The organism is Autumnicola edwardsiae, from assembly GCF_031846505.1.
In the GTDB taxonomy this organism is placed as follows: Bacteria; Bacteroidota; Bacteroidia; order Flavobacteriales; family Flavobacteriaceae; genus Autumnicola; species Autumnicola edwardsiae.
The window spans coordinates 1-12856 of the sequence record NZ_JAVRHP010000004.1 but is presented as its reverse complement, the minus strand read 5'-3'; the positions used below and the strand labels follow the sequence as shown (position 1 = coordinate 12856).

7 protein-coding genes are annotated in these 12856 nt (G+C 41.2%); all 7 read right to left on the bottom strand.

Annotated features, from left to right (window positions below; translation table 11 throughout):
- Positions 1 to 11: 11 nt before the first annotated feature.
- A complete protein-coding gene (locus RM529_RS01440) occupies positions 12 to 2159 on the bottom strand; it encodes an energy transducer TonB (RefSeq protein ID WP_311482966.1) in 2148 nt (715 codons plus the stop codon).
- 117 nt (positions 2160 to 2276) lie between these two features.
- Positions 2277 to 2999 (bottom strand): energy transducer TonB, encoded by a 723-nt coding sequence (locus RM529_RS01435; protein WP_311482965.1) that lies wholly within the window; start codon positions 2997 to 2999, stop codon positions 2277 to 2279.
- Between the two features lie 187 nt (positions 3000 to 3186).
- Positions 3187 to 3606, bottom strand: coding sequence for a VanZ family protein (locus tag RM529_RS01430; protein WP_311482964.1), 420 nt, complete (start codon positions 3604 to 3606; stop codon positions 3187 to 3189).
- Positions 3596 to 3976 (bottom strand): glycine cleavage system protein GcvH, encoded by a 381-nt coding sequence (gene gcvH, locus RM529_RS01425; protein WP_311482963.1) that lies wholly within the window; start codon positions 3974 to 3976, stop codon positions 3596 to 3598. The genes RM529_RS01430 and gcvH overlap by 11 nt, the downstream gene beginning before the upstream one ends.
- A 62-nt stretch (positions 3977 to 4038) precedes the next feature.
- Positions 4039 to 11190, bottom strand: a complete 7152-nt coding sequence (sov, locus tag RM529_RS01420) for a T9SS outer membrane translocon Sov/SprA (protein ID WP_311482962.1) — start codon at positions 11188 to 11190, stop codon at positions 4039 to 4041.
- A 26-nt stretch (positions 11191 to 11216) separates the two neighbouring features.
- Positions 11217 to 11798 (bottom strand): Holliday junction branch migration protein RuvA, encoded by a 582-nt coding sequence (ruvA, locus tag RM529_RS01415; protein WP_311482961.1) that lies wholly within the window; start codon positions 11796 to 11798, stop codon positions 11217 to 11219.
- A gap of 78 nt (positions 11799 to 11876) precedes the next feature.
- Positions 11877 to 12856: phosphate acyltransferase (locus tag RM529_RS01410; protein WP_311482960.1), on the bottom strand; the 980-nt coding region annotated here is incomplete at its 5' end.

Below are 12856 nucleotides of genomic sequence, written 5' to 3'. Positions count from 1 at the left end.
CCCCACCTTACCTAATAATCATAGTACCAATTGAAGATATCTGTTCTTAATCCAAAGTTGATCCAGGTGGTAGAATTATCAGAATAAGCAGGTGTTTTTACCTGTGTATCAAAATTTCTGTATATAAATTTTCCATATAACTTCAAGTTAGTCGCAGGATTAATAATATAACCTCCCTCAACTTCTGTAAAGAATGAAGTGGTTGTATTCCCCTGTCCAATCTCCACTCCATCATCAAAAGGTCTCTCATTGTAATTTCTATAAATATCACCTCCATACGAAGCGTTATTTATTCCATTATTAAAATCAAAACCTCTTTTACCGTAGATTAGCTTTGCATGGCCGTACAGTCTCTCATTTTTATAGCGGGCAATAGCTATAATTTCCCGGAAGTTAGCCCCCCACAAATGCGCCATAGACTGATTGTTATGTCCATAGTTAAGCACCACTTCAGAATTATGGGAATAAGTATAGGGCCGCACCTGGTTGTACTCGGCCTGTAGAAGCAGATCAGGAATATTAAATGCATCAAAATATTTTATTCCTAATTGGTAACCAAGCTTATTTTTCCAGCTTTGGGACCCCCCAAAAATATCTCCGGAAGAAAATTCATCTATAACCCACTGGCCATAGGTATTAATCTTGTCTGTCCATTTGTACTTTGCCGTCAACCCTAAAAGGGCATTTCCCCCACGCGCGCCGGTAGCAAACTCTATAGCGCGGTAGAAGATAACAGGATTAAGATAGTTTACATCAAAGCCCCGGTTATTATCATTCTGCCAGATGACAGATTCAAAAAGGCCAATATTGAGCCTCTTGGTTAGATTAAGACTTAGATAATGGTTAGCCATAAATTTTGTTCTGAAGGAGCCATCTGCCGTGACTTCCGGTCTCACATCCCTTAATGACATCCAGGTATTGGTATATTTCAATTTCCAGAAAGTAGTACTTAATTTGAAATAAGGATAAGGAGAAGCATTATCACTCATTAACAGAGATCGATAACCGTCCCCAATAAAATTTTTTCCGTGGCCTAACTGGATGTTGAAATATTTACCGGGAGAATAGGAAAGATAACCTTCTGCAACCGGATAATCGTAACCTCCGTTCATAAATGGTTTTGCTATGCCCCGGCCGGGAACAATTGCAGGGTCGCCACCATCTGGCCTTATGGACTCAGCGTAATCATTATAATATTCCGCAAATCGCCCCTGATTCTCGTAAGCGACCGCATAAAAATTCAAGTTATCGCCCAATCCTCCATTAAGAATGGCCATACGGGTATTATTATAAGTAAACTCATAATCTTCCTGCTGAAAATCCTTTCCGAGCTGTAGGTCCAAACCAAAATCTATGGTAAACCAGTAATCCTCAGTTTGAAACTGAACAAGATGTTCATTCCAAATCTTTCTACCCAACCAGGTTCTTCTCTTCTGCAGGATTTTTTCCTGTTCTGCCTTAAAATCATAATATTTTGCTACTTCAGCGTATAGAAACGGCTTAGATGAAGTATGGGTGTTTGTACCAATCCTATTCAATTCGGCATCAAACCTACTATACATTTCATGAGAAAAAGGAATATTCAGTTCGCTCTCAAGGTGTGGCTTTGTAAACTCCCCGGATTGTATAAGATCATATTCGGCTGTAACATCATCCGTTTCCGTATTCTCGTAATAGCCTTCGCTGGTTTGGTCTTGCTCAAAAATATCTTCACGCAGGTTATTTTTTCGCCTCGCAATGGTCAAATTTTCATTTAAGTTCAACGGAATTTTTATAGGCATCCTAAACTGCATATAGGTAGGTTTGCCGTTATAGGTGGCGGGTTTTATCTTCGGAAGCGCATCGAACACCTTAACCACCTCCTCCTTAAGTTCATTGTAAGCAGCATCTATATAAAGCACATGAAATTCCCCTTCTTTGGTTACTTCGAAAAGTACTACCACGGTACCGCTAAAATTGTTTTCTTTAACAACCTGCGGAATTTCCATATTTTCGACTAAAAAACGCTTTAGGGCCAGGCGGAAACAATTTGACCGCTGCTGAAAATCCACAGCTTCACATTTGGGAAAAACGGGTGGAATTTCCGAATCGTTAAGTTTCTCCTGGCCGAATATAAAGTTTGTAAAAAGTAGAACCGAAAGAAGTATCCTATACTTCATAGATTTGAGGGCAAATTGGTTACACGGGCGAAATATACATTTTTTCCAAGAGTCCTGGTTTTGAAAATAAAAAATCCCGGACTAAACCGGGATTTTAATATAATTATAAAATGGAATTTAATCCTGTACCTGGAACACAATTGGCAAGGAATACATTACCCCAACTGCTTTTCCCCGCTGTTTACCGGGCTGCATACTTGGCAATTTCTGAATTACCCTTGCTGCTTCCTGCTCCAATCGCGGGTGAGGAGCACGGGAACGTACCTCAGTAATTTTTCCGTTCCTATCAATTTTAAACTGAACAATTACACGGTTAACACCCGAAAGCCCAAGTTCGCTCCCTAATTCCGTATCAAAGTTTCGGTTAACATGCTGACTGATTTTCTCACTCATACATTTCTTACGCTGATCATTGTTGCTAAGATTTTCACAACCTGGAAAAATTGGCACATCTTCAATAACCGCGAAAGGAACATCGTCAATCTCTTCTTCTACAGGAGCTTCTACAACTTCCTCTACTTCTACAATTTCATCAAGATTGGTTTCGGTAGACTGGATCTCGTCTTCCTCTACTTCTTCCTCATCCTCTACAACTTCTATAATTTCCGGTGCCGGTGGTGGCGGTGGTGGCGGTGGTGGTGTATTCTGAATTTCAGTAATCGGCACTTCTTCATCATCTAAGGCGTCCATATCGACCTGACCTACATCTATGGCTTCCCTATCATAGGTCTTCCACTCTATGGCCTGCCAGGTAATAAAAAGAACTAATATTAGCCCTAATTGAAGAAAGAGTACACTCCTTCTGTTTAAATCTGCTTTCGGATTTTTCTTAGGTTCCATGGTAATTAATTAATAAGAGTTGCTAAAATAAATATTTTTTCTAAAAAACTGAACTAATCTGCCAGAATATACCATATTAATAATATTCTTTTAAGGATTAGCATATTAGAATTTCACTTCTACACTTTCCATTTTAGAAAAAGGTATAAGACAGAAGAGCCATTTTTACAGCTGCACACCGTAATTTTTAAATACTGTTGCTGCCCATCTTTAAAATCATCTTACTTTTTAACCTCTTCAGAAAGTTTTCAAAAACTAAAAAAAATAAAAAAGCAAGCAAAACACCAGCAGAATTGGCTAGAATATCGTACCAATCGGGATCCCTGTATCTGGTGAGCGTTCCCTGTAAAACTTCAATTAGCATACCAAAGAGAATACTTACACCAGAAATTTTGTATAAATTATTTTTGTATTGTCGGTTTTGCCGGGATTTCAGGATAAAAAACACCTGCCAGACGCCTACCAGTACCAGGTAGGCCCCGGCATGCATCATCTTATCTGTAGGGCTAAAAGACCCCACACTTATTTTCCCCAGCTGTACCAGGGAGAGGTAAGTTAACAGTGCAGTATAGAGAAAGGCCGCCAGTGCGGAGATTTTAGTGACCAATGATATCTTTATAAGCTTCAGCAGTTAGCAAATCTTCCACTTCAGAGGGTTTAGTGAATTTTATTTTCACCATCCATCCTTCACCAAAAGGGTCATTGTTTACCTTTTCTGGCTCATCTTCCAGGCTTTCGTTAAATTCTACGATCTCGCCAGACAATGGAGCGAACAAATCAGAAACAGTTTTCACTGCCTCCACGGTCCCAAAAACTTCTTCCCGCTCCAGGGTTTCGTCCACCGTTTCAACCTCAACATAAACAATATCCCCAAGCTCACCCTGGGCAAATTCTGTAATCCCCACCGTTGCAATATCGCCATCTATCTTCACCCATTCGTGATCTTTGGTGTACTTTAATTCTTGTGGAATATTCATAAGTCTAATTTTATCTGCGGCAAAGTTACTTTTTTAAAACAATTGTTCAAACCACCAAATAATTAATTTCCGAAATTATATCTTAAAGTTATACCGGAGCGTATTGTTGTTTGAGGAAATGCTGTAGAAACCGCATATTCAGAGAAATTATGCTCGTAATAAAAAAGTGCGGTAAGGTTCCTGCTAAGGGCATAATCTGCCGTAAAGCCTATAGCCCAAATATCCTGTCCCGCCACTACCTGGCTATCTTCCAGATCTAGATATCTAATAATAGTTTTATTCTGCCTTAGGGACAAATCACCTTTAAAGTTAAGGTCACTGCTCAAGATACGGTTCCTCCCCGCAATTTTAGTTGCGATTTTTAAATCCCTAAGGCGGTATCCCAGACCTAAAGTATATTCATTTCCTTTAAATTCGGTCAACAGGTTATTATCAAAACTTAAAGAAAGGGCCCTGTCTTTTCTAATCTCGGCCAAAACCTGAATAGCATTCTTTGTTTCAAAATCTACACGCAATAACGGAGTGAATAGTTCTGACAGGACAATATTTGAGAATAAAACAGGATTTTTAAAATCCCCTGCCTGATTTGTCTCTTGCCTGTTTGCAGGATCATAATCAAGGTTGGTCTGAAATTGATTAATGGTATAATCGCTCTTATAGCCATGGCTCATGGAAAATCGCCTGAATTTATCTTTAAACCAGTTTATTCTCATCAATCCGGTGTATTTCACATCCCAATTAGGCAGGGGTACGTTTCTAAATGCGCCAAGCTTCATGTCCCCTACATCACTTCCCGAATAAGCCGCAATAAATGCGGGTAACAGCACCGCCTGGTTTGTCTTGCCCAAGCCTACAGGAAAACCTTCTTCATCGGTTTCATTTGGATCCAACCCCTGCTCAACTGCCAACCTTCGCGCTACCTCGAGCCTGTTTTGCCTAAACGTTTTAAAAGTTTCTGAAGACTGCTCGTTGCTCTGGTTAAATGCTGTTTTTATTAATAAAGTGGATATGCTGAAGTTTCCGTAGGTATAAGGTGTCAGGGACTGGTACTGCCTGGTATCCGGGTCAACTTTATAATTCTCGGTATACGTCTCTGCATAAGTTCTTCGGGCACTTACATCGATGGTTAAGTCCGGCAACAATCGCACGGAAGACTGGATATCCAGTTGCTTATTTTCTACTGCGGAATACTGCTGATTAAAATCCTGAAACAGCGTTAACCAGCCATTTCTGGCAGCCATAGCTCTTACATCATCCTGAAGGCCAAAAGTAAATCCCGTTGTTGGTTTAATAGTCCCCATAAAACCAATACTCTCTGTATATCCCGGTAAGAAAATCCCCCTGTTCTCTCTATAATTAACCTGAATGGTCTTAATAGCGGTTGCAATGGTAATTAAAGTATTATATACCTTATCCCCTGAAGCATTTCCCTGCGCCGGAGAATCAGGTTTTGCCAGTGAGGAATTATTTGCAGCGTCGGGTGTTGGCACACCTGCACTCCTCTCCCTGATACTCCGTCGCTGAGAGGTCTTCTTCCTTTCTACCAACCCTACATAATCATAAAGATTTTGCATATTAAGGTTAGCATTAATCTGGTGCGAATTAGAGTTTTGAATACTGTTCCCAATATCGGGAATCCCCTCCAGGTCCTCATATATTTTGGAGCCGCGTTGCCACTGGAAATCTCCCGTATAGGAATAGGTAGCCTTTACAAACTTCAGAACAGGAATTTTGTCCAAAGGCAGATCGTAATTCACCTGTAAACTTTGATAATGCAGGTTTGGCTCACCAATATTAAAAAAATTGTCCCAAAGGCCAATAGAGTTATCTGCAAAACCATCTTCATCTATATAGTTTCTTACGATGCGATTATTGGAAGCATTAAAATTAAAGCTCAGGGATTTGGTAAGGTTATAGTTGATTCCATACTGCCAGTCGAACAAATAGTTGCGCTGGTACAAAGTTGGAATTCCGATGTCATTTTCGGAAAGATCCAGCGAACGGAATTTTTGCTCATTGTATTGCCTGAAGATGTTGGCACTGGCATTAATATTTGTTGGCAAAAGATTTAAATTAAAATCCCTGGCAGCAGTAAAATAATCACTGCTATCCAAAACCGAAATATTTTTAAAAGGTTCTATTACTTTGGGGGCAAAGTTAAATTCATAAGTAGATCCCACACGTACATTTTGATCTAAAGCCTCTTCAATTTCAAAATCTCTATGATTTATTTCATTATAAGAGGTAGAGAAAGCGAAATTTTCAATATCATAAGGCATCGGTTTGGCTTTCCCGATCCTTTCCTTCCTCAAACCAATCACATTTACGCTTTGCCTCCTGGTATAGGATTGCGACTGCTCTTTTACCCGCTCCCTTTCCTCGGGATCTGCGATGGCCTCCAATCTCGTATCCAGCTCAAGATCCAGGAATTCCTGATCGTATTTTGGTGTAATAAGTTCTTCTCCCCGGCTATAATTAAAAGGAATCCTAACTCCCCACTGTGCCGGCAGTAATTGTCCCACATTCACGTTGCTCACCACATCGTATTGTTGCAGATCTTCACGACTGCGTTGGTTTGGCCCCTGCTCAATAGAACCAAATCCAACAGTACTTCTTCTTCCGGTGGCAGATAAGGTGGCAAAGTCTGCAAGATTGGTATCCATATTCACAATTCCTGCCCAGCCACCTTCATTTTTAAGACCTGAAAGGCGCAACTCATTAAACCAAACTTCCCCGCAAAGATCCTGTACTCCATCCCTTCTTGTTCCATTCTTAACCCCCAGCATGAGAATTCTGATATTTCCAAAGCTCGGATTTCCTTTTACTCCTATTCTCAGCCTTCCCGTTTCATAACCCGCCTGTTCATCTGTTAACTGAAGATCTTCTGTAAAGAAATTTACTTCGGAAGAATTTAAAGATGGATCCCCTAAAACGGCAGTTTTCACCTTCTGAAGCAAATCCAGGGAGAGGTTGAGCCTATTTGCCTCCGGCCATATCTCCTGCGCCGTGGCAGCACCAAATGCGGTGGGGGATAAAGGAATTTCTATCTGGTAATAGTTCTCTTTAAAATCTGTTCCCATTCTTATAAAGGCTACAAGCTGATCATCTTTTAAAGGTGTTCTGTTTACCATCGATTCGGCATGTAAAAACATTTCCAGATTTTCGTACTGCCGCATATCGATCTGAAAATTTTTATAAACTGCCCTCGCATCCTGAGGTTCAAGTTCGCATACCCTCATAGAAAGTGATTGCTCGTTTTGCCTGATATTGGTATTGCTCTCGTACAATTCTTCCCGATTAACACCCGGAGGTAAAACATACGGCACCGGCTGCCTGTTTTCATTTTCTTCAATATTCACCGCTGCCACTTCAAATAATGTCCCCGAATTTGCCGGCAACGGACTTTCAGTATTTAAACTTTGCGTATACCTCCTGTAATCTCCCCGCACGAGGTCCATCGTTCCAAAACGCAGGTGAACCTGCTCTTCAAAACCGGTAAGGAACATTCTCATAAAACGGATGGACCGGAAATCGCCAATCCCGCCGCGGGCATTGGTAGGTTCATAAATAGGTACTTTAAATTGTATCCATCTTACCGGCAGTTCCTGGCCGTTTCTAAGGGTGGTGGTCAATTCTCTTACGTCTGTTATATATTGGTTATTATCGATGTTCATTCCGGGAAAAAACGGAACTTCATACTCAAAATAACTATTAATAGTATTCATCGTATTATCCCGGTTAATATCCTCTGTAGTTGGTAGTGTGGTATTGCCCCGGTTGGTGTCACCCACATCTGTAGGAGAATTTCCCTGGGAGCCATTATAATTGCTGTACCTGTTAAGGATATCACCTGTTGTATTTAAAAAGTATTGAAAATTATCCTGTGAAGGATCAGGCATCTCGGCAAATTGAGGGAACATCACTGCCTCTTCCGCATCCAGAAGTCCGTCGTAACCGGCATCCTGATTAATGCGGGCCTCCCCTTCAGAATCAAAGGCATACACCAGGGATTGATCTGCCGGAACAAGACCAAATTCTGTAGTTACCGCATTCATGTCCCCTCCTTCACGCGGTAGTCCGTTTTCATATTGCTTCCGGCCATCTTTTAATACATCTTCTGAAATATTTCCCAGATTAAAAACAATCTCCCCTCCAGAGGCTCCGGTATTTGCAGAATATATATAAGGATCCATAACCCAAAACTCGATAAATTCGACATTGGACTGCTCAAAATTGGTAGTATTTATGCCGCGCATTATTCCACCAAAGCTATTTCCGGGAGTTGGCAAAGTATTATTGCCCGCAGCAGCCGGATTATAATTATAAGGCCCCCGCTCCCCGGGTAAATAGGAAACATCCATGGTATAGAGCACCTGCGGCTGTCCCTGCACCACATCGGTATTCGGAAAAATTTCACTAAGCGCCACACGGCGCGTCCTGAAATTGGAAAGGTCTGCATCTGTTATACCATCTGGCCGCCCGCTACTGTAAAAAATAGGATCTATAGTATACCAGGACATTCTTCCCCTCCTGTAACCATAGGCGAGGTTCCCGTTGGCCAACTCGCCCCCAAAACCAAGCGGCACACTTGAAAGCTCCCAGGCAAGCGGATTATTTATATCTATAGACGTTTGCGCAGCCTCAAAATCGTCTACATAACTCGTCACCCTGCCATCAAAATCATTAGCATCAGGTGCTCCGGGAAGAAGATAGGCAAATTCCCCGCGTATGGACAGATTGGACTTTACATTAGTGTCGATATTTGGCAATTTATTGACCAGTCTTGTCAGGAAAGGAACTTCAGTAGAATAATTCAGGTTAAGGCCGAAAATTGTATTATTTATAGGTTCGTAACCGTAGTTGGCTTTTTGGGTAAGTGGTCGCTCCTTTAAATTTAAAAAAGTACCACCAATCAGGAAATTCTCATTAAAAAGATGTTCCACATTAATTCCTGTAAAGCGCTTTGTTTGCTGGCCAAATAACGCATTGTTTTCTGTATTAACCTGTATAGGGATATCTGAAGCAAGCAAAGCCTCATCGAGAATTTGCACTCTTCCCAGTTCATAATTCACCACATAATCTACTCCCTCCTGAAGAAGACGGCCACCTGCAGTTACAGTTACCGAGCCCTGGGGCAGGTTATAACCAATTGGGATCCCCTCCACCTCTGCAGATTTATATCTTCCGCTTAACAGAAATTTATTTTTATCGGCATCTTCCTGCTCTGCCTGGGTTTTAGTGGTTCGGTACAGCGACCTGAAAACGTATTTCTGCTGATTTTCGTTCCAGGTCGTGGGCTGACTGTAAATTTCTTCTCCGTTGTTAGGGGTCAGATCCAGTTTTTCAAAAAGATATTCTCCAAAAGGTTCTACTGTAGTAAAAATAATGTTTCCGTTTACCGGATCTATAGTAATCCCCGGTACATAATCAAAAAAACCGTCCCCTCCGTTTATGGGATCATTATTGTTATTAAGCTTATCGAGATTAAATACTCTCAGCAAAGGCGTTTCCTCTACATCTTCCGGCAAAGCAACAGAGGCATTTTCAGCAGGTTTTATGTAGTTTAAAGGTTGTGGATCTGTATAAAGGAGATTCATACGAAAATCCTCTCGCTCCAGCTGGTAAGCGCCAAGACTATAGATGTTTTTCATCATAAGATCCCACACGGGCTCATTAACATTTGTAATAGTGCTTTTCAGCATTTTTACAACAAGATTTCTGTTTGAGCGGGGATTGGCATCGGGATCGTCGTTAACACTAATACCACCAGTAGCGTTCACGCCGTCATTGGCAAATTCTCCTACCTGATAAACTTCACCATTTACTGTAAACTGAAAAGCCACCGCCAAAACTTCATCATTGCTCAACCGTTGATTAAGGGAAATGTACCCCAGCTGGGTGTTCAAAGTATATTCCGAAGGATTTAACTGCCTTGCATTCTCCAGTTTCACATAATCTGTCCCTTCAGAAACCTGCACGCCGCCAAAACCTCTTTCTACCGTAGAAACGTCCCTTATGGCGGGAGTTAAAACAGATTGTGCCGGCGCATTTATTCCGAAGGGGTTAAAATCGTTGTTCGCGTTGTCTGGAAAAGCTCCCGGCGGCTGATTGAAAAATCCTGGCGGAACATTGGGAAGGCCAATATTACCCGGAACACTCGTTTCCCCAAGGTCCTGGATTCCTACAATGTTCCTGGTGTCCTGCAAATTTTGGATATTATTGGTCCTGTTGGTGATCCAAACCTGGATCCTTTTTACCTGGATGTTTGAATTTATAAAAGGATAATCTTCTAAAGCTTCATTATAATGGTCCCGGAAGTAATGTGCAAGAAAAAAGTGCCGATCCTGGTCATAATCCAGACCGAAGCGTTCAAAATCCTCTACCGTGGCACCTCCTTCAACATTTACTGTACGTCGTTCTGATTTTTGTTCTGAAAAAACTCCGGTAACCCTTGTTTTCCCAAACTGAAGTTCGGTTTTAAACCCGAAGAGGCTCTGCGCACCCTGAATAAGCGCCGAATTTAATGGCATATTTACATTACCCACCTCTATTTTTCTCACAATATCGTCCTCTGTAGGCGTATATTCCAGCTTTAGCTGGTTCTGAAAATCAAAAGTAGATTCTGTATCATAATTTGCAATCACGCCTAATCTTTTTCCTACTTGCCCCATGAGGCTCAGACTGATACGCTGATCGAAATCAAAGGTTAAATTACTCCTGTTCCTGGGTGAAAATGCCGGATTGTCCTGTTTGGTGTAAAGCAAACCAAGATCCATCTCTACTGTACCCTGCGGAACAATATCAATTTCAGTTCCGCCAAAGACACTTTCAAAGAAGTTATTGTTTACATAAAAATCGGGAAGCAAATCCCGCTGAATTTCTTCTGCTCCTTCCTTATTTCCTGAGAGCGCGTCGTTCTTCAGTTTAAAATAATTGCGCATTTCCTCCTGTAATACACGTTCTTCGTATTCTTCAGGAGTTAAAATTAGGGGAAGGGAAAAATTAATTTCACCAAGGCTTTGGCGATAAATATATCGGTCTAAAACAGGATCATATTCGTACTTTGTGACGATACTTTCCGGGTCCGGTAAAGAAATTTCCCCCAGAACATATCCGGTACCGGTAGTGTCCTGTGGTGTTTCTTCTTCCTGAGCCGAGAGTTTAAATGAAATTACTAGTAGCAACACGAAGGTAAACCGTCCAGATGTTGACAATTGCAAGTAATTGTTCCTCAAAGTAATTATAGGTTTTTAAGCGCCTGTTTTATCAGGGACTCCACGCTTGGGTCTGGAGTCTCTTTTAGGATCTTATCAATAACTTTTTCTGCTTGCTTCCTGGCAAAGCCAAGAGTTTCTAAAGCAGATAACGCTTCCTCCTTAATAGTATTGTTTGAAGAGACAAAAACTTCGTCGGTACCAGAAACTTTCAGGATCTTATCTTTAAGGTCTAAAATTACCCTTTGTGCAGTTTTGGATCCTATTCCTTTTATACTTTGAATAGTTGCCGCGTCCCCAGATGCGATTGCTTCTTTTATCTGATTAGGCTCCAGGGAAGAAAGCATAGTACGTGCGGTGCTTGCTCCAACTCCTGAAACTGATATAAGAAGTCTGAAAATTTCCCTTTCAGACTTCTCCTTAAACCCGAAAAGGGTATGTGAATCTTCTTTTACCTGTAAATGGGTATAGAGACTAATGGCTTCAGAAGCAGAAATGAGTGAAAAGGTGTGGAGGGAAATATGAACAAAATATCCAACGCCTCCACATTCAATAACAACAAAAGTCGGGTTCTTCTCAATGAGCTGCCCCTTTAAATGATGAATCATAAATTAACAGAAAAATGTAGGGCTCAAATGTAGTAAAATTAAGCTAAGGCTAAAATCTGCTCAAAACTATGGCGAAAACTACTTTTTCGGCTTTCTGGATTTCTCCTGTGCATCTACCACCGCAACGGCAGACATGTTCACCATCTCTTCTACACTGGCGCCCAGCTGCAGGATATGAACCGGTTTTTTCATCCCCATCATAATAGGACCTATAGAATCTACATTATTAAGTTCTTTTATAAGTTTATAAGCACTGTTAGCCGAATCCAGATTGGGATAAATTAAGGTATTCACCTTTTTACCCGCCAGTTTAGAAAATGGAAACTTGCTCTGTAGCATTTCTTTATTAAGCGCAAAATCACTCTGCAACTCCCCATCCACGTTTAAGTCTGAATGAAAACGATGAAGGTAGGAAACGGCTTCTTTTACTTTCTTCGCCCGCGGATCGTTGGACGAACCAAAATTGGCATAAGAAATCATAGCTATAACGGGTTCCATTCCAAAAATCTGAACAGTTTTTGCCGTCATTTGCGCAATTTTGGCAAGGTCTTTTGCTGTAGGGTCTATGTTTATAGAGGTATCACTAATAAAAAGAGGACCCCGCGCTGTATTCATAAGATTTGTTGCTGCCACCCTGGTCACGCCTTTTGCCAGTCCTATAAGCTCCAACATAGGTTTTACCACTGCAGGATAAGCTCTGGAATATCCGGAAAGTAGGGCGTCTGCGTCACCTTCATTAACCATCATTGCGGCAAAATAATTTCGCTCCCTCATTAGCTTCTGAGCGTCATATAGTGTTACGCCGTTCCTATTCCTGGTTTTCCAGTAAACATGGGCATAGGCATTACGTTTTTCTTCCTCTTCGTCTGCTTTTGGATCAATAATTTCCACATCGGCATCAAAATCAATTTCAGCCATAAGTTCCTGGATTACTTCTTTGCGCCCAAGAAGAATAGGAATTGCAATCCCTTCATCATTTACAATTTGAGCAGCTTTTAGCACGTCAAGGTGGTCCGCTTCAGCATAAACAATTCGCTTCGGATTTGTTTTTGCGCGAT